Below are 20,800 nucleotides of genomic sequence, written 5' to 3' on the forward strand. Positions count from 1 at the left end.
TCTTTTAGGCATGCACCTGTTTTTGGAGTCCGCGAATCAGCACTTCTACCACTTCCGCCCGGCTAAATTCAGGGGGAGGTGTTATTCCTTCACTAAGCATCTTTCGCACCTTCGTTCCCGATAAAATCACATGCTGATCTTTCGGGTGAGGGCACGTTTTCGTCGAAGCCATGTTCCCGCATGCCTGGCAAAAGAAGCTGTGTTCAAAAAAGAGCGGGGTAATCTCAAGCTCCCCTTCTTTCAAATCCTGAAAAATGAGCTGGGCATCGTACGTTCCGTAATAATCGCCCACCCCGGCATGGTCCCGTCCAACAATGAAATGCGTGCAGCCATAATTTTGCCGGACGATCGCATGGAAAATCGCTTCCCGTGGGCCGGCATAACGCATCGCCGCCGGAAAAACAGCAAGAAAGACGCGGTCTTTTGGATAATACTTTTCCAGCAGCACTTCATAGCTTTCGAGCCGGACGTCGGCCGGAATATCATCTGATTTTGTCTCGCCGACAAGCGGATTTAAAAACAAGCCATCGACAATTTCCAGCGCCGACTTTTGAATGTACTCATGGGCCCGGTGAACGGGGTTGCGTGTTTGAAAGCCGACTATCCGCTTCCATCCCAGCTCTTCAAACGTGCGGCGCGTTTCGACAGGATCAAGATAATAGCTTTGAAACCGCTCGCGCTCAACACGCTTGACGAGCGTCACCGGACCGGCGACATACACATCCGGGCGCTCATACAGCTTTTTCACCCCTGGATGGGCTTCGTCTGTTGTCCGATAAACATGGAGAGCTTCCTGCTCCTTATCAGCCTTGTAAAGCTCGGTAATCTCAATGACTCCATATGTTTCTCCGTTGAACGTCAGCCGCGCCCGTTCTCCTTCGGCCAATTGCGTTGCCTTTTCCTCTGTAACCGGCAACGTGATCGGAATGCTCCAAACCGTGCCATTATCGAGACGCATCGACGTCACGACAGACTCATAATCAGCCTTTCCTAAAAAACCGGTCAACGGGCTGAAGCCGCCAATCGCAATTAATTCAAGGTCTGAGAGAGCAAATGAATCCAGTTCAATCTCTTTTTCAATTGCTTCAACCGACAAGCTCGGATCAAAGCGTTGTACAAGTGTTCCACCATGCGCATTTATCATCTTCCTCATCCTTTCTATATAAGAAAATTGCGGAGCAATTTTCTTAGTAGCGGCGTGCGGAGCCGTTACACGGGCTTATGACTGACGAAAAACGACTTTCTTTTCGGCAGGCGTAACGCGCGGAGCCGGCGCCCTCCTCGAATCCTCCCACTCTTCCTTTTTAAAAATTGCGGAGCGATTTTCTTAGAAGCGATTTTCTAGCCTTGATGGAGGCCGCATTCGGTTTTATTAAAATTGGACCAGCGGCCGCTGCGTGAATCCTCTCCCGCCGCAACCGGCTTTGTACAGTACTCACAGCCGATACTCGGATAGTTCCGATCATGAAGCTCGTTGTAAGGCAGCTGATGAAGCTTGATGTACATCCAGATTTCTTCTTCCGTCCAATGAATTAGCGGGCATATTTTAATCGATTGAAAGCGCTCGTCGCGATTGACAAACTGGGTGTGAGCCCGGGAAGGCGACTGTTCACGACGCAGTCCGGAAATCCAGGCGCGATACTGGCTCAGCTCGTTTTCCAGCGGAACCAGCTTGCGGATTTTGCAGCATGCGTCGGGATCGCGCTCCCATAAGCGTTCTCCATAGGATGCTGCCTGTTCTTCCGGGCTGATTGCCGGCCGGACAAGCTTGATTTGGAGCAGAGGATACTTTTTCTTGACCCGTTCAATCAGATCATAGGTTTCCGCAAAATGAAAGTCGGTATCTAAAAAGACGATCGCCGCATCCTGCTTCACCTTGCTAATTAGATCAATCAGTACCATTCCTTCTGCTCCGAAGCTACAGGCATAGACCAGCTCATCGCCAAACGTCTGGTAAGCCCATTTCAGCACCTCAATCGAATCCTTCTTTTTCAATTGTTCATTAACTCGCACATAATCGTCTTCTGTTAACTGCTGATAGGATAATGTCATCCAATCCCTCCTTTGATCCATGATCGCAAACGATGCAAAAAAGGCGATCAAAGAACAAACTTGCCTTGTTCCTTGATCGCCTCTAGTTGACTAGTCAGCTTCATGGTTATTTCAACCGTACTTTTTCATTTTTTTCCATCTGAATAATTTTCCCGTCCTGAATAATCAGGGTAACAGAACCAAACTTTAATCCGCTTAACAGTTCCCTCAATCTTTCTGTTACTTTTTCAAATTCTTGATCATTCGGCATCTTGGACCTCCTCAAATTTTCAGTAGTTGGAAGAGGAAGTTAATCCCTTGTAATTTTATAAGAATTATTAGTTTAATAGTATTCTATCCATCATTCCCCAAATTGTCAATCACTGATTTAGAAAAAAATCAAATTAGGCCTTATTTACATCTTCCAGTAAACCGGGACAAAAAAAAGAAGAGCACCCTCGGGCTACCCTTCTTGTTCTGGTTCAGTGATCGTCCCACCAATATTGTCCAATGTCAGCGTTCCATCACGGTTTTCCAAAATCGTCACATCGCCGCTCACTGAATCAATCGTCACATTTCCTGAGCCGCTGCGAACGGAGACAGATCCTTCTTGATTTGAAATATCCACATGGCCCGATCCGGCAATCAATTTCACATTGCCAACCGAATCGGCGATTGTTATCGTGCCGGCATTGGCGTTAATTGACAAGTCTCCAGCCATCTCAACGACATCAATCGTGCCGGCCCCATCGCTTATCGTTACATTCCCCTGCAGACGCTCGAGCTTCATCGAACCGCGCCCGTGCTGGATCTCCACATTACCCGCTAGATCGGTTATACTCAATTCGCCTTCATTTTGCTTGTACTCGATCATCAGCTCCTGCGGCACCTCGATCGTCAAATGCTGGCCCCCTTGCGCCGTTGCATTCTCCTGATGGACCGCCGTCGTTAAGTAACCTGTTGCTCCCTCGCTCGTCAGTTCAAGCGAGAGATTGCGCTCGGCAAATTGCTCTGCTTCCTCCATCTCTTCACTCGTCACCGCGACTTGAGAGGTTACCGTAATTTCAGTCGTTCCAGCCACGCCGATAATCGACACATCTCCTTGATCCTGATCAATCACGAATGAGTCCAGTTCGCCGGCATCCAAAGTGTAGACCTGTTCCTCCTCATATGTCACTAAATTGCAGCCCGTCAAGCCGGCAACAATCCCGAGTCCGATCACTGCTTTTAGTAATAATTGTTTCATCGTTCTTCTCTCCCGTCTTATCATACCATTCCTTAAGTGTACCTAATTGAACGAAAGAAACCAACTCCTAACTCCGACGTTCACCTATTGTTCAAATAGAAGCTGCTGAAAAAGTACGATTTACACTTTTTCAGCAGCTTTTTCTTCAACTTACGAAAAAGGTCGTTTTCCAGTGGCCTCCTTCATTCCACCCGTTCTAAAAGGCAAAATCAGAGCAGGCTGCTTTGTTTCATTAATATACTCGACCTTATACCCTTCTTTTTCGCGTTTTTTAAAGGTTCTTTCCGAAATCGGTCGCGGTGTTGACCAATTCAACGATTCAGGCTGCTCCCATGAAGCATGGGAAATCAGTTCCGTCTTATAATAATAGCGGTTACCGGATATGTACGTTCGACAAATGTATTTTACCGTTTGCTTGGAATGCATCGTGCACCTCCTCGTTAGTAGGTATCTCCATCTTATCGACGGATTACACTCACACCGTTTAAAATAAAAAAAGACTTGCCCAAAAGGTCGGGACAAGTCTATATAATCGTTGTCATTCAAAAAAATCAATAGATGTGTTTTGCCCCATATAAAAGCAGTTCCTTTGCACAAGGGAACCGACTTTTTACAGCGCTATTTCATGTAAAAAATATGTAATAAATCACGCCTCCGATGGCGAACAAGGGAATCACAAAAAGCAGGCTCCGCTTAAATGATGTTACATAGGAACGAAGTCCTTTCCCGCTGTCCCGGGACGTGGCGACCTCCATTGCGAGCCAGATGATGGTCAAAAGGGCAATCCCGATCCCGATGAACCAAGTCATGTTCCACCTCCTGAAAATTTTTCCTTATTATCCCAACTATTCACTTCCATCATACACGGTACGCAAGCGCGATTCAATCACTGTTTATTTGATGTCCAGTCCAAGCATCGCCGCAAACGTAAGGGCCTGTCTTTCGGAAACAATACACCCTCTCAACTCATCCGGTGAAACAGTCAAGGATTGAAAGTCAGAGCTGCTAATATCGATTCCTTTTAAGGCAGTCCGGTCAAAACTGACGCCATCCAAGTCGCATCGCTCATAAAGCGTCTTTTTCATCGCGCAATGATAAAAATCGGCGTTGGATAGATTGGAGTCTTTAAAGTGGAGCTTTTCCATTTTCGACTCGCCAAAGTTACACATCGACAGCAAGCAATGATCAAACAAAACATTCCCGAATCGGCTTTCTGCAAGCTGAACCCCTAACAGCTTGCAGTTGCTGAAGGTTACACGATGAATGCTCGCATTGCTTAAGTTCGCATTTGAGAGGTCACAATTTTCGAAATGAACGTCGGTTATGTCGATATGACGAAACTGCGTATGCTGAAAAGTAGAGTTTTTGATCACCATTCCATACAATTGAACCCGGTCGATGGTTTCATGATCAAAAAATGACTTTTCCACTTCCACTCCATGCAGATAAGGATCTTCCTCGCTATAAATATCTTGAAACTTTCCTAAAGGCAGCTCACGGGGCAATTTTGGTTTATCAATCTTCATACAGGTCACCTACTCTTTTTGATGATAACAGGAGAGATCACTCTCTACTGGAAAACATTACTTGATTGATTATATCACCAGGTGTCAAGAGCTCTTTCAGTTGTTTAACTTAGTTTCCACTCATCTATTTTTCTGTAATCATATAAATCTGCTGTAACCCTGCCCGAAAATAGCATTTTTCTCATCTGTTAAACTAAGACAATTGTTATTGAAGTGAATTTCTTACTCTCGTCAAATTTCTATCCAAGCATAGCATTACCGCATCTTCAGGCGATTCCGTGCCCGAATGAGGAAGAAAAGCAGTACTGGAAGCAGTCCAGCCATCGTCGAAGCACTCCATATCACATCTGCCCATCCGGTCACTGCCTCACCAAGCAAACGGTAATAGACATAGGAAGAATAGGGGAGAACGAGGACAACCGAAGATATCAAACCAGGTGTATAGCGCCTTACATAAATCGCTTGCCCGATATGGGTAAAGACATGAGCAAAGAACAAAGCGAGAAACATTAAAAACGGAAAATAAAAGGAATACAAAGCAGCAAGCAAACTCGCTATCACAATCGCCAAAAACAGCCAGAACACATTACGCGCAAATTGAAGTGTTGTCAGCTGAAAGCTGCTTGATAAATGCCTGCGAAAAAATGGGCGAAGCTTCTTCATCACAGCGTCCTTGTTTTGCTTCGTCCAGTTCTCAACAGTAAGAATTTCTTCAAAGTCATGAAACATAAAGACAATCGGAAATAACCATATCAGCGTTAACATAGGCATGTAGCTTTGTAACCAGTCGACGAACATCCTCATCTCCCTTTCTAGCCTGGATGATTGAATTTCACTTTTCTTCCCTGTTCTCTGTATAAGATTTCCTTTTATAGTATAATCCTATCTTCTTTTCCCCTTCCTGCCTATTGTTTTTTACTTTTCGATTTGCTCTGTGAGTGTGCTCTTCTCCACGAAAAAAGCCGCACCCTAATAATCGGGTACAGCTTTTATTGTGCTTGGTCAACAAGCGATGATCTGCTAGGCATAAATATTAACAAGCAAGCCTTTGATTTCGCCGACCATATTCAAAATATCAAGTCCTTTTTTCTGCTTTTCAAGGACAGCGTCCGTCAAATCGAGAAGCTTCCGGTCAACTTCCTGCACAATTTTATAAATCTTCGTCCGTCCCCGTCTGTTAAAGCCCCGCCGTTCTTCAAGACTCAGCCCTAACGAAACAGCGTCTTCCATAAAGTCTTTCACCAGCTGTTTATATTTGCGCAGTTCACCGACCGTTCTTGATTCTGCCAGCACCCTTCCTTGATCATCGATTTTTTCCATCAGCTTTGAGAGGCGTTCATACGCTTTCTCATCGCGCTGCTTTCCGATCACTTCACTGAAGGACACCTTTGCTTCGGGTCCGGTATTTTTTGTTCCTGTCCGTTGTATGCCGGTTTTGCCAACTCGTTGTACGTCCATATTACGCGCACCTCTTTACTCGATAATCTCGTCTTTTCAGTGTATCATACCAAACGCCCTTTTTCTTATGGAACTTGGTTCTTTTAAAAAACTTGCAGGAGCCGGGTCGTCGCTCTTCCCTTTGAAAAAGGAGCTGTCCCAAAATCGAAGTGGAACAGCTCCTTTCATATAAAATTCCTTTTTCAAAACCGCTGTTTAGCTTATTGCAGCAGCTGAAGAACGCCTTGAGGCAACTGGTTCGCCTGAGCGAGCATCGCCGTCGCCGACTGGTTTAAAATATTGTTACGCGTAAACTCCGTCATCTCAAGCGCCATATCCGCATCGCGAATCCGTGACTCAGACGCCGTTAAGTTCTCATGCGTTACTTGCAAGTTGTTGATTGTATGCTCCATCCGGTTTTGCGTCGCACCGAGCTTGGCGCGGATAGAGGATACTTGCTGAATCGCCTGATCAAGCGCAAAAATCGCATTATTGGCATTATCCTGTGTCGTCACACTGATTTCATCAATGCCAAGACGAACCGTATTCAACTCATCAACATCAATCATCACATTTTGATTCGTATTCGGCCCGATTTGGAAAGCAAGGGCGTTGTTGATGATGGAGAATTCCGTATTCGCATCCTCGATATTACTGTTAAACTTAAATTCAACGCCTCCGTGCTCCATTACGCCATTAACCGTACGAATCGTTTTCGAGAAAGCAATCGGATTGTAGTCGGTCGTGTTGATTTTGTGTGGAGTAGACCCACCTGCATCTGTAACAACAAGCATATCACGGGTGGCTTCATCGCCATTTTCCGCAGGTGACCATGCTTTAACTCCGGAATATTTCTCTGAAAGAGCGTCGCGAATCTCCTTCAATGTAGTCGGTCCATCAAATGTAATTGGTTCACTATCAATATCAATAGTAGCCGGATTAGTTGTACCACTATAAGTTGCACTTGGCTCAATTTCAAGTACTCTTGTCTCGCCATTATCATTTATTATTGAAAAATAATAATTATTGTCAGTTTGATTCACCTCATAATCCTCACCATTTTGATACACTACAGACTGGGACTTGATCACTACAGCTGACGAATCGCCGTTTGCTCCATTAACTTCAGTCATAACCTCACCCGCAGTAACCCCTGTACCAACCTTCACCTCAGAACCAGTGACTACCCCATCCGCGTCTTCTTCCACCTCAACCCCATCCACAACAGCTGAATCAAAGTTGCGGTCGCGTGATAAAGTAAAGGAGGCTTCAGCTTCGATCGACACCTTTACTGTTCCTGAGCCAGTAATCGCTCCGGCATTAATACGCAATCCACCAATTGTGATATACTCGTTACCTGCATCAATCGCTGCTTGGCCGACACTGATTGCTTCGCTTTCAATCGGAAGCCCGTCTGGTCCAATTACTTGAAGCGTTGCTCCTGTATTTGCACCGTCAGCATTGTAGTTTCGCACATTAATTGTATATTCTCCGAGAGCCTGTCCCTCAATGGATGGATCAGCAAACTCAACATCACCCTGTTTTAAGCCTGCAGCGGGCTGAGTAATCGTGTAAACAAGCTCGGAATTTTCGATATTAACTTCATAACGTCCTGATTTTAAGCTTGGATCGATAATAGCCGGCAATCCCTGGACATTGGCATTATTGTAATCAACCACACTCAACACCGCACTTGATCCGTTTAACAGCTTGCGTGTGTTGAATTCTGTTTTTTCGGCGACGCTGTCAATTTCGGTTAACAGCTGGCGGATTTCCTTTTGGATTTCAGCGCGGTCTTGGTCGGTGTTTGTGTCATTGGCACCTTGGACCGCGAGTTCTCGCATCCGCTGCAGCATGGCGTGGACTTCCTGCATCGCTCCTTCGGCTGTTTGCAGGAGGGAAATTCCGTCCATGGCGTTACGTTCTGCCATTTTTAAGCCGCGGATTTGCGAGCGCATTTTTTCGGAAATCGCAAGACCGGCAGCGTCATCGGCGGCACGGTTGATTCGCATTCCGGAAGAAAGTTTTTCCAGGTTTTTTGAAGTTTGAAACTGATTTTTCGTTAAATTCCGGTAGGCATTCAGGGCTTGAATATTATTATTGATTTTCATGAGAGTCGTCCTTTCTTTATTTAAGTCTCATATAGCGAATTGGTTTCATACACATTTACCTTTTGTTTGACTGCTTTCGGTTGAGCATCGCGCTTCGATTTCATCGCTTCGTTCCATGATTTCACAAGCGGTTCAAGGATCGCGATAATCTCACGGATCATCGTCGCATCTTTCTTGAAATTGGCTTCAACCAGGCGGTCGGCTATGTAATTATAAAGCTGCTCAAGCTGATCAGCGACAATGCCGGCTTCGTAGTTTAATCCAGCGCCAAGGCGGTGGATGATGTCGCTTGCTTTTTGCAGCTTCTCATTGGCAGCTATAAAATCCTTCTCTTCTATATTGGTAATCGAATCTTCTAAATTGATCAGACAGGCTTCGTAAAGAAGCGCCGTAATCTCCTGTGGTGATTTTTGATGAAGGGCTTCGTTGGTTATCAACGTAGTCAAGGCTTTCACCTCCAGCTATCTATTTGTTGATCTACTCTTATTATCGGAGTTTGGCGAAAAATGTTTAATAGTGTTTCAGAAAAAATCAATTTCTGTTAATAACTCTTCTCCATCTCCTCAATCAACAGCAAAATCTCTGCCATCACCGAATAGAGCTGAGGGGGGATATTGTCACCTAAGTCCATATCAAGCAGGTTTTCGACTAGCCCTGGATCCTCCTGCATGTGAATGTTATTTTGTTTGGCCAGCTCGATAATGTGATTGGCGACCTGGCCTTTGCCCTGAGCGACGACCTTCGGCGCGTCTGTTTCTTCATCATACCGAATCACCGCGGCAGTTGGGCCGTTGAGCTGTCTGCGTTGTTTTTGGTTGAAATGCCTTGAAACGATCATATTTTAAAATCAAATCCTTTCTCGGTAAATACCGGCTGCTGGCGTGTTTCCGTATTCTCTTTCTCCGTCCGTTCCGCCGTTGACAGCTGCGCATATTTTATTCCATTGATCGAATAGCCAATCTCTGACAGCTTTTCGACTGCCGCGGCGACAAGCGGCTCCATCTTTCTCTGAAAGTCGGATTGATCGTTTTTTAATGTGACCGATAATTGGCGCTCTGTAGCGGACACGACAATGCCGATTTCACCCATTTTCGGCGTTTCCATCAGAAAGTAAAGGCTGCAGTTCTCCCAATCAACCTGCTCGCCCTCATTGCGCGAGTTGACAAACACTTGTAAGTTCTGCACCTTTTCCTCCAGCAAAAGCGGAAGCTGAAAAAACATACTCTGCAAATTGCCTTGCTGGTCGGAGCGGCTTAACAGCTGCTGGCCGGTCAAATTGTTCAACGCCTGATTGGCGAGCTGCTGAACGCGCGCACCCTCTTCTTCCCCGCGCGCCAGCTGAAGCAACGTTGTCTTTAAATTGCGCTGCTGTTCATCCGGCAGCTGTTGGTCGCGGCCGGCGACAAGCTGCTGGGCAAGCTCGCTGTCACGGTTCAAGCCAAGGCTGCGAATCATCTCGAACATCGCGCGCGGCGAGCCTTCCTGCATCGGTCCGCGGGCGATTTCCCCAAGCTGTTGCGGCATGTTTTTTCCAGGAAGCTGTGCGTCACGTAATGCCTGCTCGCTGGCGGCTGTATAATGCTTCACCTTTGTGTCAGATGGTTTGAAATTGAGCCGTTCGACAAGCTCCGTCACTTCTTTCACGATCCGGTTCGCTTCCTGGTGCTGCCCTTTGGCAAGCAGTTTTTTCGCTTCATGAAGCTGGCTGCTGGCCTGCATAAGCTGGCGCTCTGTCTTCATATCAGCAAACTGCATCATCTCACTGCGCAAAATCGCATGATCGAGCTTTTTGATCGTCGTTTCCAGCAATGGCTTCGCCTGCTGCTGGGCCTGACTGCGGAATTGCTCGATTTGCCGCGAAACGACGTCAAGCTGTCGGCTAACATCGCGCTGAAGTGTTTTGAATTCCGCTGTCATTTGCGCCAGCTTCTCGGTAATCGTCGTCACGGCAATGGATTTGCTCGCCATTTCGACGCTCGTTTGAAACTGTTCATTTTGCACATAGGTGTTGCTTTCAGCTCTCTGCTGCGCAGCCTCCGACCGTGGGCTGCTCGCCTTCACCTGCTCGATCAGCGACGCAAGCTCCTGTCTCGCCTTCAATTCCCGTCCCTGCTCTTCAAATTCGCGCGCCATCTCCAAGCTATTGTTTACTTGACGGTTCAGCTCCGCCGGCAGCGCCTGCTCACTGAGCAGTGCTTGCACTTGCTGAATCGTCCGCGCTAACGAAGGCTCCCGTTGCAACGTCGTTTCCGCCTGCCGAATAGCTTCCTGAAGCGCCATTGGCTGTTGCTGTGGCTGAGTGCCGCTAAGCGCCGGCAGGGCTTGCTCGATTCTAGCCAAAGAAGCAAGAAGACGCTCTTTTGCCACTGTTTGAAGCTGCTCTGATTGCAGCACGGCGCGTTGCAGCTGTTCGGCCGTTTCCGGGCGCATTCCAGCTTGCTTCAGCAACGCCTGCGCCTGATCCCGGAATGATTCCGTGACACCTTCTCTGGCAAGAGCTGTGCGCATCTCCTGAATCAGCTTAATTTGATTTTGCTGTGAATTCGCTTGACCGGACTGTTGTAATGTTTGCAAAATCCGGTCCGCCGCAATCCGGTCGAGATGCTTCGCTTCGGCAACTGCTCGCTCCACAGTTCGCTGTCCTTCCCGATCCAACGGCGTTTTCTGGGCGAACTCCTGCAATCGTTCAGCAGCCCGCTCGACACTCGGCGCCCGCTCCACCGCCTGGCGCACCTGCTCTACTTCCGCTGGTCGCGCCGGAGTTGGCGCGGAAGGCTGTGGGCGTTCTGCCTGCACCGGGCGCTCGGATGGCGACGGTGCTGATGGACGATCGACCTGCTCCAGCGCTCGCACCAGCCGCGCGATTCCTTCTCTTTCCTGGCCGCGGGCGGCGTCGGTACGGGCATTTTCGATTGCATCTGAAAGAACCCTTGCCTGCCCGCCTGTTACAGAAGGCATCAATTGGCGTTCGATATGGGCCGCTGCCCGGTCAACCGTCGTCATCCGCTGCACTTCTTGTCTGACCTCGCGAACCGTTGGCTGCTGGCGATCAAGCTGCTCCCTTTGAACCGGCTGGGCCTTGAAGTCCGGGTCCAGCTCTCTTGCTAAGTCGGTCAGCACATGATTGAGCGGGCGGCCGTGAAGGGCTTCATGAACCGCGTTCAAATGAGAGGACGTCACGTCCAGCCGCTTATTGGCCAGCGCCTGGACCGTTTGCAGCCGTTGCTCCGGCTTTCCTTCCTGGAGAAAACGCTGCAAATCGGCAACGGCTTCCTTTGAAAGCGGGACGCCCTTGTCCATCAGCATCGCGGCAGCCTGTCTCAGCTCGGAAGTAGGCTGGCTGACGCCGAGCTGTCGCAAAGTTTGAGTCAACTCTTGCTGGCGAGCTGAACTTCCCTGTTCAGTTGCGGGAAGCTTCCTGTCACTGTTACCAAGCGCTTTCACCTGAATGACCTCACTGGCAGGATCGACTACTTGAATCGTCGTCCGTTCTCCGGCAGGAACACCTCCTTCAAATCTTGCGACAACCTCTCGTCCTCTGATCGAGAGCACAGCCTCGTCCTTTCCTTTCCGTTCCTTGATTGTTGCCCGATACACATCGCCTTCTCTAAGCTGAACCGGCCGGTCCGGTGTCTGGCTGATGGCTTGGGTGTGTTGTTGAATTTGCATACGGTTCACACTCCTGGCTTGTAAAAAAAGTCCTTACTTTCTTATCGGTATTTTTCAGGTGATTGTTTACTTTTGCGTGCCTCTATTTTGATGCCAGCCTTTTTGCACAGCATGATCGCCAAACTTGGCTTTGATGTCGTTGATCGTTTCGAGCAGCTGCTCCTCTTTCTGGTCTTTTTCATAAGAAAAGAGATCCAGCTGCTTATACGCGTATTGCTGCTCGATTAAATCATAGGTGCTTATTCCGAGCAAACGCACCGGCTCCTGCGTCCATGCTTTTTTAAACAAAGATGATGCCTGCTGAAGAATGTCCGCTTGCTCTCTTATCGGATTGAGCACTTTCTGGCTACGGGTCACCATTTTCCAGTCGTGATAACGGATCGTCAATTGAACGCCCCGCGCCATCACTCCTTTTTGCTTCAATCGTTTTTGAACCTTGGCCGCCAGCTCAGCAAGTGTTTGAAAAATGATTTGCTCATTTCGTGTATCAGCGCGTAACGTAGTTGAATGTCCGACCGATTTAAATTCCTCATAGGCATCGGGATCGACCGGTCTGTCGTCGTGTCCGTTCGACCGGTCAAGCAAAACGAGACCGCGCTCGCCAAATTTCTGCTTTACCAGCAATGGATCAGCCTTGGCTAAATCACCGATTGTTAAAATTCCCAGGCGCCGCCATTTCTCAATTGTCCGTTTGCCAATACCGTGCATCTCACTAATAGAAAGCGGCCAGAGCTTCTTTGGAATGTCTCGTTTTCTCAGGACGGTAATGCCGTTCGGCTTTTTCATATCACTCGCCATTTTCGCCAGAAATTTGTTTGGAGCGATTCCGATGCTGCATGGCAAATCAAGCTCTTCTGCAATTCTTGCCTGAATTTGCCCGGCGAGCTTCACAGGGTGAATCTGCCCTAAATAATGGGTAAGATCCAAATACCCTTCATCGACCGAAACCTGTTGAACAAGTGGCGTATAGCTCGCTAAAATCGCGAACATTCTTTGTGAAGCAAGCCGGATCCGCTCACGGTTGGCCGGGAGAATGATTAAGGCTGGACAGAGCTTTTTCGCCTGCCAGATCGGCATCGTTGTTTTGACCCCTTTCGCCCGAGCTTCGTAGCTGCTTGTCACGATGATTCCTTTCCGTTCCTTCGGGTTCCCGGCTATCGCGACAGGTTTTCCTTTCAGCGTCTTATCATGGGCGATCTCCACTGATGCAAAAAAACTGTTCATATCCAAGTGAAAGATTAATCGAACCGGCTTCATCTGTTTTTCCTCCTTTCCCATTATTTTATGACTTTTTTGATACCATAACTCGATTCGCAGCACGGCGTTGCTTTGTTCAAGCTTTCAAGGAGATCGTCTCCCTCGCCCCTCTAAGAAAGCAGCAACACCTCATCTTGCTTCCATTTAGCAAAATTCTTCTTATATGTCCCCCTCTATTATACGAAAGAATGTTCGATTTAGGAATAAGGTTGGTTGAAAGATGGACATGTTTTCGTTATGGTAACTATACAGGGGAGGTATTTCCTGCCTGTAGATTGGAGGCTGCTATTTATGCACATGAGCAAACAAAAACAGGAGTCTCTCTACTCCTCATCGTTCAAGCAGATTCAGTTTATCCAACGTTTAGCCCGTAAAAAACACAAAAAATCACCAACAATAGCAGAAATTGCCGCGATTACCGGTGACTCAGAAGAGTATATTCTTGAAAGCATGGAATATGGTCAGCCTAACCTTGCGAATATCCAGCCGTATTATCACTAGGAAAAATGCCACAGTCGGATTTTCTTAGAAGCAGCCTGTGAAGCCGAGGCCTGCTTACACCAGCCCCGCTCCTTTTCTCCTTTCACCTTTTTAAAAAAACGAGGCCGGGATGAAAGGTTGTTTTCACCTTTAACCCAGTCTCGTTGTCTACCCGCTTTACTTCTTCCCCTTCGCTACTTCCTGAATGATCGCCACAACCGCTTCGGAAAGCTTTGTCAGTTCGGCAATCGGCATTTTTTCGTTTTTCGTGTGAATCTCTTCATAGCCGACGGCAAGGTTGACGGTCGGAATGCCGTGGCCGGCGATAATATTGGCGTCGCTTCCGCCGCCACTCTGCAGCAACTCCGGCTGACGGTCGATCGTTGCCATCGCTCTTTTCGCGACTTCCACGACCTCGTCGCCATCGCCAAGCTTGAAGCCCGGATACATAATGTCGATTTCCACCTCGGCCCGCGCGCCCATCTCGGCGGCAGTTGATTCGAAGGCTTCTTTCATCTTTGCCACTTGCGCTTCCATCTTTTCCTGAATGAGGGAGCGCGCTTCGGCCAAAATTTCGACATGATCGCAGACGATATTCGTTTGCGTGCCGCCTTCAAAGCGGCCGATATTTGCCGTTGTTTCCTCGTCAATTCGTCCGAGCGGCATTTTCGAGATCGCCTTTGCGGCGACGGTTATCGCAGAGACGCCTTTTTCCGGCGCGACTCCGGCGTGAGCCGTTTTGCCGTGGATAATCGCCTTGACTTTGGCCTGCGTTGGAGCGGCGACGATAATATTCCCTACCGGACCATCACTGTCCAAAGCAAAGCCGTAGGAAGCCTCGATCAAGTCCGGATCAATTTCTTTTGCTCCGACAAGCCCTGATTCTTCTCCGACCGTAATAATAAATTGAATCGTGCCATGTTCGATCCGCTGCTCTTTTAAGACGCGTATCGCTTCGAACATCGCGGCGATCCCCGCTTTGTCATCCGCTCCTAAAATCGTCGTGCCATCCGTGACAACATAGCCGTCTTTGATTGATGGCTTAACCCCGTTTCCCGGTACGACCGTATCCATATGCGAGGTGAAATAAATCGCATCGACCCCCTTTGTCCCCGGCAAGGTGCAAATTAAATTGCCTGCGCCGTGACCGGTTTTCTTCGCTGCATCATCTTCAATTACGTTTACTCCGAGCTTCTCGAACTTCGCCTTTAAGATTGGTGCAATCTTTTGCTCGTGCTTCGTTTCTGAATCAATTTGGACAAGCTCCAGAAATTCATCGACTAATCGTTGTTCATTTATCATGATATTCCTCCAGTATGTAAATAAGTGATACGTTGCTTCGAAGTAGTCCCGAAGCTGCTGAAAAAAGGACGATTTTCGCTTTTTCTACGAAAAAAGGAAGTTTTTCAGTGACCTCGGGCTGCTCCTTCTTCTTTTTCGCAGAATTCAAACAGCACACCGCGTGCAGAGCGCGGGTGCAGAAAAGCAACCTTCGCTCCGCCCGCGCCGGAAACCGGCTCTTGATTAATCATTTCCACGCCGTTTTCCTGAATGTCTTTAATTCGTTTTCTTATATCCGTGACACCAAGGGCGACATGATGCAGCCCTTCCCCGCGCTTTTCAATAAACCTGGCAATCGGACTTTCTTTGGAAAGAGGTTCAAGCAGTTCAATTTTCGATTCCCCCACGCCTAAAAAGGCCACCTTCACGCCTTGAGCGGGTACTTCTTCTATTCCCAACAACCGCAGCTTAAGACTCCCTACATAAAATGGAAGCACTTCCTCAATTGAAGAAACGGCAATACCAATATGGTCAATTTTTTTTGGTGACTTTTCATTCATGCTGCTCCCCCCAGACGCTTTTGTCTTCTCCCTTACTTCGTCTATTTTACCAAAAAATCCTTCTTCGGCGCTTATTTTTCTCTCCCCCTTGTCCTCAAAAGCAGAACACAGTAAAATAAAAGAACGTATGATTTAGAGGAGGGTGCACAATGCCACGCAAATTTCGCAAGACGATTATTTACATTATGATAGCCACAATGGTGCTTGGTTCCGTCCTGATGGGCATCTCCTTTTTCTAAAAAGAAAAAGCAGCGATAGAAGCATTACTTGCTCCGGGGAAGAGCAGAAGGGCGCCACCTTACCTTCTGCTCTTCCCTTTTTCACATCGCACCAAACTCTTTGGCAATGTCCTCAAATGATTGATTTCCATTCGTAATATGGACCTTTGTGCCAAGCGGGACCGCATCAAACAGCTGAATCACCGCTTCATTTCTCAGGCGGATGCAGCCGGCCGACACGGGTCTGCCAATCAATTCCGGCCGGTTTGTCCCGTGAATGCCATACACCCTGCCGTTCGTGTTGAGCGCATCAAAGCCGATCCATCTGGCGCCGAGCGGGTTGTTCGGATGGCCGCCGGGAATATTTTTTTTGCGATAATACGGCGTGTGAGCTTTTACCGTGACGGTAAAGGTGCCGAGCGGCGTTTGGTCAGTCGGCTTTCCCGTCGCCGCCGGCATTACCTCTTTGACCTCTCCCCCATGAATAAAAGCAAGCTGATTCGTGTTCGTGTTGACAATAATAAAAGGATCTCCGAGCAGCGGATTGTCGCCGATCGGCCAAATTGGCGAAGAGATTAAACAACTGATAAAGGCAAGCATGAGAACTCTCATCTGTTTCAATCCTATCTTTTTTTCCTTAGGATTTCAGTTAGAGCTTCTTTTTATCCGCCTTGTTCCACAAACGGTCCTTAATATACAAATATTGTTCCATTTCATACATGATATAGAGCAGGGCCGAGCGCACTTCAAATTCCTCCCGTGTCGCCGGAAGATCGGTCTCTTGAAAGGATTGCTTAATCGCCCTCAGCTTTTCCTGAAAATAAGGAACGCGATTGGCGGGGCTGACCGCGCCGCTCAGCTCCGAAAGAAAATCAGCAAGTGTTTCTCCCTGCGGGACAGAGTGTGTAATTTTAGACACAAACGGCATAACCCGTTCAAGAATTTCGAACTGTTTCTCGCGCATTTTAAAGTAATAATAATATTGATCGTCATAGCGGAGAATGTGGTTCTGGATGTTACGGAAGGCGACATTTTGCCCTTCCTGAAGCAATTGAACCGTCTCTGGAATCTCTTTACCGTCCCAGTCACTTTCCCCATGCCGCAAATAAGTCGCCAGCTCGCGCAAAATCGTTTTGAAATGGTCTTCAATCTCATGGTGATAATGGCGCAGCTCGCGGTCAATATTTGGCATATACACATTCATCAGCAACGCCATGCCGACGCCGATGACAATCAGCAATAATTCATTGACGATAATCTCGACTGACAACGCTTGAACCGTATATAAATGAAGAATAATAACGGAGCTCGTGACGATTCCTTCCTTCACCTTCGCCATCACGCTTAAAGGAATAAACACAAGTAAAATGGCTGTTAACGTCCACGGATAGTAGCCAAGCAGCTGAAAGAAAAGGACACTGACGGTCATACCGATTAAACAAGCCGCAATCCTCGACCCGGAAGCCTTTAATGAGCTTCGACGTGTGATCGACGTGCAGAGAATGGCAATAATCGCAGCCGCAGAATAAAACTCCAGCTGTAAGGCCTGCGCAATCGCAATCGCCCCGCCTGCGCCGACAGCTGTTTTCAGTGTGCGATACCCTATCTTAAATGCCATAATTCGCCTCATCTCATTTTTTCTATAGTGTAACATGGGGAAGGGCTGTCTCAAAAGTCCCCATTCGCCGCATGTCCGGGGAAAAAGGAGCTTCTCCAACTACAGCAAAAAAAGACCTGCAGAGCCTGTCTGCAAGCCTAGCTGCCCTACAACACCTTTTCGAGGAAGTCTTTCGCCCGCTCGGTCTTCGGTGCCGTAAAAAATTCACTTGGCGGGGCATCCTCCATCAGAATTCCCTGGTCTAAGAAAAGGACACGATCAGCCACTTCGCGGGCAAAGCCCATTTCATGGGTGACAATCGCCATCGTCATCCCGGACACGGCCAAATCCTTCATCACCGCCAGCACTTCCTTGACCATTTCCGGATCAAGTGCCGATGTCGGCTCATCGAACAGCATCACTTCCGGCTCCATCGCTAAAGCGCGCGCGATCGCGACACGCTGCTTTTGCCCGCCTGACAGGCGGTTCGGATATTCGTCCCGCTTCTCATACAGCCCGACGCGACGCAGCAATTCCTCCGCTTTCTCGACCGCTTCCTCCCGTGCCATACGCTTCACCGTCATTGGCGCATACGTCAAGTTAGCGAGAACGGTCATATGGGGAAAAAGATGAAAATGCTGAAAGACCATGCCAATTTGCTGGCGGGCTGCCATCACATTCGCCTTCGGATCAGTCAGCTCTTTCTCGGCAAGCCAAATCTTCCCCTGCGTCGGCTTCTCCAATAAATTCATGCATCGCAGCAAGGTTGACTTCCCTGAACCGGACGGACCGATAATCGCCACAACATCCCCTTTATTTATCGTCGTTGAAATGCCTCTCAGCACCTCAACCTTTCCAAATGATTTATGAAGATCATCCACCTTAATCACCGCGCTGTAACCTCCTTTCGATCATCCGTCCAATCAACGTCAGCACCATTACAAGCAGGTAATAGATTAAGCCGACGAACAAAAGCGCTTCAAAATAACGGTAAATTTGCGCATTGACGACCTGCGCTCTACGCATTAAATCCATGACGCCGATGATCGAGACAATCGCTGATTCTTTCGTGAGATTAATAAATTCATTAAATAAGGCCGGTAAAATATTGCGAAATGCCTGCGGCAAAATAATTCTCAGCATCATCGGACGATAAGGAATGCCGAGAGCCGCGGCCGCTTCCTTCTGGCCTTTATCCACCGCTTGAATTCCGGCGCGGATAATTTCCGACACATAAGCGGCTGAGTTCAGTCCAAACGCTAACACCCCGGCCTGATAGGCCGAAATATCAAGATTAAACTGCGGCAAGCCAAAATAAATAATGGAAAGCTGTAAAATTAACGGGGTTCCTCTGAACACGGAGGTGTAAGCGTCGGCGATAAAACGCAGGATTCCAAAGCGCCCTATTTTGAAAATCGCGAGGACAATTCCCAATACAAGCCCGAAAATCAAAGCGACAGAAACAAATTGTAAGGTGACAATGACCCCTTGTAAAAGAAAAGGGATATGCGGCACAATTTGATTAAAATCTAGCATGTCAGTTTGTCCTTCCTATTTCATACTTATTAAGAAAAGCCGCCCATGGCTTTTCTTGAAAGAATTGAATCCCGCGGACACCAACTGCACGCGGGATTCAACCGTTCTATTCTTGTTCAGCTTCGGCGTCAGCGTCTTCTACTTCGCCTTCAGCATCAAACCATTGCAGGATAAGCTCATCCATTTTACCACTTTCAATCAGCTCATTCAACTTCTCATTGAACGGTTCAACAAGCTCGCTGCCTTTCGGAAAGGCAATCGCTGAACCCATTTCTTCTTCACTTTCAACCTCGAAGCTCACAAGCTGATCCTGCGCTTCCATGTGACCTGCCGCAACAGTATCCTCCATTAGAATCGCGTCGATACGACCGGCAAGCAGCTCTTGCATAATCTCAGGAATTCGATTCAGCTTCACTACTTCAAAGCCGTGCTCTTCAGCCAGCGCCTCTGCGTCTCCCTCTTGGATTGAACCAAGCTGAACACCGACCTTTAAGCCAGCTAAATCTTCAACTGCGGAGATACCTGCATCTTCTGTTGTGACGATTAAGTTCTTCGCATCATAATAAATATCGGAAAAATCAACGTTTTCCAGCCGCTCTTCCGTTGGCGTCATCCCGGCAAGTACAAAATCAACACGTCCTGCTTCCATCGCCGGAATCAAACCGTTGAAATCCATATCTTCAACTTGAAGCTCATAACCGAGCTCTTCTGTAATATATTTCGCAATATCAACATCAAAGCCGACAATTTCACCGGACTGCGTGTCAATTGATTCATAAGGAGGATAATCGGCTGACGTTCCCATCACAAGCGTACCGCCTTCCCCTTCCGTTGCTTCTGCCGGCTCTTCCGTTTGCGGCTCTTCTGAATCAGTTGGCGCATCGCCCGACGGCGCTTCTTCTCCACCTGTTCCACAGCCTGCTAAGATACCGAACGATAATGCTGCTGATAATCCAAACATCCATAATTTTTTATTCATCGTGTTACCCCCGTTTTCTTTCTTGTAATATAATATTTATACTCGCATTTGCATAATAACACAACGCTCTTGAAAAAGGGAATACTTTTTGTAAAAAAAGCTGACAGCGCGATTAAAGACAGAATTTTCCCTTTATTCCCGGCTGCTTGCTTCTCTTTTGCTCTACCCGTTTATTCTTGCAACATAACACTTTACGCCCAAGATCAGTATATTGTCCTACTAAAAAAGCAATCTATCCGATGGACAGATTGCTTTTTTAGTATATATCGCTTCTTAGCTAGCAGGTTCTTCTGCTTCATCTACCGGCGCTTCAACTCCTGAATCATCAGTAGGGGCAGCCGGGTCCTCCGTCGTATCTCCACAAGCTGCTAAAACACTTACAGATAGAGCACCCGCTAGAATCGTGTAAAGTAATTTTTTGCTCATTATGAATTCCTCCTTAATGAATAAAAGCTGGTGTGTTTCCAACCATTTTCATCATACTAAACGCCTCCTTAAAACAAAAGAGTATTGGCAATAATTACAATTTTTCACAAACTTCTTTGACATTCTTTCATTTCATTCCACTTGCATTCAAAACACGCTGGTGATATTCCTTCTTATTTAGATATGAAATAAAAGGCCACTTGCAGTATACTAAGAAGGGTCGTTTTCTTTTGCCATCATACTCAATGCCGAATGACGGGAAGCGGGACATTGATGTTACTACTCTGGAATTACTTCTCGTTCACGTTATAATAGAAGGAAGGAGCATTCCTGTAATGAAGAAATTTGAGGATTGAACAAAAAAGAGCCCTCTTGGTATTATACGAGGTGTCCAAAGCTTCGAAGCAAAAATGGACCCTTAAATTAGTAACCAAGGAGGACTCGTA

General features: G+C 47.5%; 24 protein-coding genes. 2 read left to right on the plus strand and 22 right to left on the minus strand.

Translation table 11 applies throughout. The features are described 5' to 3' along the window. Positions 1-4: 4 nt before the first annotated feature. From sat to M3202_RS12640, 14 genes are all read right to left on the minus strand, one after another. Positions 5-1,144 carry a sulfate adenylyltransferase gene (sat, locus tag M3202_RS12575; protein WP_251223682.1) on the minus strand — a complete coding sequence of 380 codons (1,140 nt, stop codon included), beginning with the start codon at positions 1,142-1,144 and terminating at the stop codon, positions 5-7. A 197-nt stretch (positions 1,145-1,341) separates the two neighbouring features. Further along, positions 1,342-2,052, minus strand: a complete 711-nt coding sequence (locus tag M3202_RS12580) for a phosphoadenylyl-sulfate reductase (protein WP_251223683.1) — start codon at positions 2,050-2,052, stop codon at positions 1,342-1,344. Between the two features lie 106 nt (positions 2,053-2,158). Then, the gene (locus tag M3202_RS12585) at positions 2,159-2,302 is read right to left on the minus strand and encodes a YezD family protein (protein ID WP_251223684.1); all 144 of its coding nucleotides are present in this window, start codon (positions 2,300-2,302) and stop codon (positions 2,159-2,161) included. 192 nt (positions 2,303-2,494) lie between these two features. Further along, positions 2,495-3,277 (minus strand): DUF4097 family beta strand repeat-containing protein, encoded by a 783-nt coding sequence (locus M3202_RS12590; RefSeq protein WP_251223685.1) that lies wholly within the window; start codon positions 3,275-3,277, stop codon positions 2,495-2,497. 150 nt (positions 3,278-3,427) lie between these two features. Further along, entirely contained in the window at positions 3,428-3,703 is a 276-nt protein-coding gene (locus M3202_RS12595) for a hypothetical protein (protein ID WP_251223686.1), read from the minus strand. 197 nt (positions 3,704-3,900) lie between these two features. After that, positions 3,901-4,086, minus strand: a complete 186-nt coding sequence (locus tag M3202_RS12600; protein WP_251223687.1) for a hypothetical protein — start codon at positions 4,084-4,086, stop codon at positions 3,901-3,903. Positions 4,087-4,170: 84 nt separating this feature from the next. Beyond that, a complete protein-coding gene (locus tag M3202_RS12605) occupies positions 4,171-4,803 on the minus strand; it encodes a pentapeptide repeat-containing protein (RefSeq protein WP_251223688.1) in 633 nt (210 codons plus the stop codon). Between the two features lie 255 nt (positions 4,804-5,058). Next, positions 5,059-5,601: an HXXEE domain-containing protein gene (locus tag M3202_RS12610; protein ID WP_251223689.1), complete on the minus strand. Its 543-nt coding sequence runs from the start codon at positions 5,599-5,601 to the stop codon at positions 5,059-5,061. A gap of 222 nt (positions 5,602-5,823) precedes the next feature. Further along, a complete protein-coding gene (locus M3202_RS12615) occupies positions 5,824-6,261 on the minus strand; it encodes a YaaR family protein (protein ID WP_251223690.1) in 438 nt (145 codons plus the stop codon). Between the two features lie 200 nt (positions 6,262-6,461). Beyond that, complete coding sequence (locus M3202_RS12620) at positions 6,462-8,351, minus strand: flagellin N-terminal helical domain-containing protein (RefSeq protein ID WP_251223691.1); 1,890 nt, start codon at positions 8,349-8,351, stop codon at positions 6,462-6,464. A gap of 20 nt (positions 8,352-8,371) precedes the next feature. Beyond that, the gene (gene fliS, locus M3202_RS12625) at positions 8,372-8,797 is read right to left on the minus strand and encodes a flagellar export chaperone FliS (RefSeq protein ID WP_251223692.1); all 426 of its coding nucleotides are present in this window, start codon (positions 8,795-8,797) and stop codon (positions 8,372-8,374) included. 95 nt (positions 8,798-8,892) lie between these two features. Continuing rightward, the gene (locus tag M3202_RS12630) at positions 8,893-9,189 is read right to left on the minus strand and encodes an EscU/YscU/HrcU family type III secretion system export apparatus switch protein (RefSeq protein ID WP_251223693.1); all 297 of its coding nucleotides are present in this window, start codon (positions 9,187-9,189) and stop codon (positions 8,893-8,895) included. Beyond that, entirely contained in the window at positions 9,186-12,020 is a 2,835-nt protein-coding gene (locus M3202_RS12635; protein WP_251223694.1) for a hypothetical protein, read from the minus strand. The genes M3202_RS12630 and M3202_RS12635 overlap by 4 nt, the downstream gene beginning before the upstream one ends. A gap of 66 nt (positions 12,021-12,086) precedes the next feature. Beyond that, the gene (locus M3202_RS12640; protein WP_251223695.1) at positions 12,087-13,277 is read right to left on the minus strand and encodes a DNA polymerase IV; all 1,191 of its coding nucleotides are present in this window, start codon (positions 13,275-13,277) and stop codon (positions 12,087-12,089) included. Positions 13,278-13,568: 291 nt separating this feature from the next. Between M3202_RS12640 and M3202_RS12645 the strand changes: the two genes are divergently transcribed. Beyond that, on the plus strand, positions 13,569-13,778 hold the full coding sequence (locus M3202_RS12645) for a hypothetical protein (protein WP_251223696.1): 210 nt from the start codon (positions 13,569-13,571) through the stop codon (positions 13,776-13,778). A 156-nt stretch (positions 13,779-13,934) separates the two neighbouring features. On the opposite strand, the gene M3202_RS12650 is transcribed toward M3202_RS12645, so the two are convergent. Both M3202_RS12650 and mce read right to left on the minus strand, forming a co-directional pair. After that, positions 13,935-15,059, minus strand: a complete 1,125-nt coding sequence (locus tag M3202_RS12650) for a M20/M25/M40 family metallo-hydrolase (RefSeq protein ID WP_251223697.1) — start codon at positions 15,057-15,059, stop codon at positions 13,935-13,937. A gap of 104 nt (positions 15,060-15,163) precedes the next feature. Further along, complete coding sequence (mce, locus tag M3202_RS12655; protein WP_251223698.1) at positions 15,164-15,598, minus strand: methylmalonyl-CoA epimerase; 435 nt, start codon at positions 15,596-15,598, stop codon at positions 15,164-15,166. A 149-nt stretch (positions 15,599-15,747) separates the two neighbouring features. Here mce and prli42 point away from each other — a divergent pair, with 149 nt between their 5' ends. After that, positions 15,748-15,837, plus strand: a complete 90-nt coding sequence (prli42, locus tag M3202_RS12660) for a stressosome-associated protein Prli42 (protein ID WP_251194300.1) — start codon at positions 15,748-15,750, stop codon at positions 15,835-15,837. An 81-nt stretch (positions 15,838-15,918) separates the two neighbouring features. Here the strand turns inward: prli42 and M3202_RS12665 are convergent, their stop codons facing one another. The 6 genes from M3202_RS12665 to M3202_RS12690 all read right to left on the minus strand — a co-directional run bounded on the left by M3202_RS12665 (position 15,919) and on the right by M3202_RS12690 (position 20,354). Further along, positions 15,919-16,428 carry a L,D-transpeptidase gene (locus M3202_RS12665; protein WP_251223699.1) on the minus strand — a complete coding sequence of 170 codons (510 nt, stop codon included), beginning with the start codon at positions 16,426-16,428 and terminating at the stop codon, positions 15,919-15,921. Between the two features lie 37 nt (positions 16,429-16,465). Beyond that, positions 16,466-17,434, minus strand: a complete 969-nt coding sequence (locus tag M3202_RS12670) for an aromatic acid exporter family protein (RefSeq protein ID WP_251223700.1) — start codon at positions 17,432-17,434, stop codon at positions 16,466-16,468. Positions 17,435-17,580: 146 nt separating this feature from the next. Continuing rightward, on the minus strand, positions 17,581-18,303 hold the full coding sequence (locus M3202_RS12675) for an amino acid ABC transporter ATP-binding protein (protein ID WP_251223701.1): 723 nt from the start codon (positions 18,301-18,303) through the stop codon (positions 17,581-17,583). Then, the gene (locus M3202_RS12680; RefSeq protein WP_251223702.1) at positions 18,296-18,949 is read right to left on the minus strand and encodes an amino acid ABC transporter permease; all 654 of its coding nucleotides are present in this window, start codon (positions 18,947-18,949) and stop codon (positions 18,296-18,298) included. The genes M3202_RS12675 and M3202_RS12680 overlap by 8 nt, the downstream gene beginning before the upstream one ends. Before the next feature lie 106 nt (positions 18,950-19,055). Beyond that, positions 19,056-19,928, minus strand: a complete 873-nt coding sequence (locus M3202_RS12685) for a transporter substrate-binding domain-containing protein (protein WP_251223703.1) — start codon at positions 19,926-19,928, stop codon at positions 19,056-19,058. 273 nt (positions 19,929-20,201) lie between these two features. Next, on the minus strand, positions 20,202-20,354 hold the full coding sequence (locus M3202_RS12690; RefSeq protein WP_251223704.1) for a hypothetical protein: 153 nt from the start codon (positions 20,352-20,354) through the stop codon (positions 20,202-20,204). Positions 20,355-20,800: the final 446 nt, after the last annotated feature.

Source organism: Halalkalibacter oceani (assembly GCF_023715605.1).
Classification (GTDB): Bacteria; Bacillota; Bacilli; order Bacillales; family Bacillaceae_D; genus Halalkalibacter; species Halalkalibacter oceani.

Excerpts from the sequence above, each read along its gene's own strand:
- sat (WP_251223682.1), bottom strand. The coding sequence starts at position 1,144 with ATGATAAATGCGCATGGTGGAACACTTGTACAACGCTTTGATCCGAGC.
- M3202_RS12580 (WP_251223683.1), bottom strand. The coding sequence starts at position 2,052 with ATGACATTATCCTATCAGCAGTTAACAGAAGACGATTATGTGCGAGTT.
- M3202_RS12585 (WP_251223684.1), bottom strand. The coding sequence starts at position 2,302 with ATGCCGAATGATCAAGAATTTGAAAAAGTAACAGAAAGATTGAGGGAA.
- M3202_RS12590 (WP_251223685.1), bottom strand. The coding sequence starts at position 3,277 with ATGAAACAATTATTACTAAAAGCAGTGATCGGACTCGGGATTGTTGCC.
- M3202_RS12595 (WP_251223686.1), bottom strand. The coding sequence starts at position 3,703 with ATGCATTCCAAGCAAACGGTAAAATACATTTGTCGAACGTACATATCC.
- M3202_RS12600 (WP_251223687.1), bottom strand. The coding sequence starts at position 4,086 with ATGACTTGGTTCATCGGGATCGGGATTGCCCTTTTGACCATCATCTGG.
- M3202_RS12605 (WP_251223688.1), bottom strand. The coding sequence starts at position 4,803 with ATGAAGATTGATAAACCAAAATTGCCCCGTGAGCTGCCTTTAGGAAAG.
- M3202_RS12610 (WP_251223689.1), bottom strand. The coding sequence starts at position 5,601 with ATGTTCGTCGACTGGTTACAAAGCTACATGCCTATGTTAACGCTGATA.
- M3202_RS12615 (WP_251223690.1), bottom strand. The coding sequence starts at position 6,261 with ATGGACGTACAACGAGTTGGCAAAACCGGCATACAACGGACAGGAACA.
- M3202_RS12620 (WP_251223691.1), bottom strand. The coding sequence starts at position 8,351 with ATGAAAATCAATAATAATATTCAAGCCCTGAATGCCTACCGGAATTTA.
- M3202_RS12630 (WP_251223693.1), bottom strand. The coding sequence starts at position 9,189 with ATGATCGTTTCAAGGCATTTCAACCAAAAACAACGCAGACAGCTCAAC.
- M3202_RS12635 (WP_251223694.1), bottom strand. The coding sequence starts at position 12,020 with ATGCAAATTCAACAACACACCCAAGCCATCAGCCAGACACCGGACCGG.
- M3202_RS12640 (WP_251223695.1), bottom strand. The coding sequence starts at position 13,277 with ATGAAGCCGGTTCGATTAATCTTTCACTTGGATATGAACAGTTTTTTT.
- M3202_RS12645 (WP_251223696.1), top strand. The coding sequence starts at position 13,569 with ATGCACATGAGCAAACAAAAACAGGAGTCTCTCTACTCCTCATCGTTC.
- M3202_RS12650 (WP_251223697.1), bottom strand. The coding sequence starts at position 15,059 with ATGATAAATGAACAACGATTAGTCGATGAATTTCTGGAGCTTGTCCAA.
- mce (WP_251223698.1), bottom strand. The coding sequence starts at position 15,598 with ATGAATGAAAAGTCACCAAAAAAAATTGACCATATTGGTATTGCCGTT.
- prli42 (WP_251194300.1), top strand. The coding sequence starts at position 15,748 with ATGCCACGCAAATTTCGCAAGACGATTATTTACATTATGATAGCCACA.
- M3202_RS12665 (WP_251223699.1), bottom strand. The coding sequence starts at position 16,428 with ATGAGAGTTCTCATGCTTGCCTTTATCAGTTGTTTAATCTCTTCGCCA.
- M3202_RS12670 (WP_251223700.1), bottom strand. The coding sequence starts at position 17,434 with ATGGCATTTAAGATAGGGTATCGCACACTGAAAACAGCTGTCGGCGCA.
- M3202_RS12680 (WP_251223702.1), bottom strand. The coding sequence starts at position 18,949 with ATGCTAGATTTTAATCAAATTGTGCCGCATATCCCTTTTCTTTTACAA.
- M3202_RS12685 (WP_251223703.1), bottom strand. The coding sequence starts at position 19,928 with ATGAATAAAAAATTATGGATGTTTGGATTATCAGCAGCATTATCGTTC.
- M3202_RS12690 (WP_251223704.1), bottom strand. The coding sequence starts at position 20,354 with ATGAGCAAAAAATTACTTTACACGATTCTAGCGGGTGCTCTATCTGTA.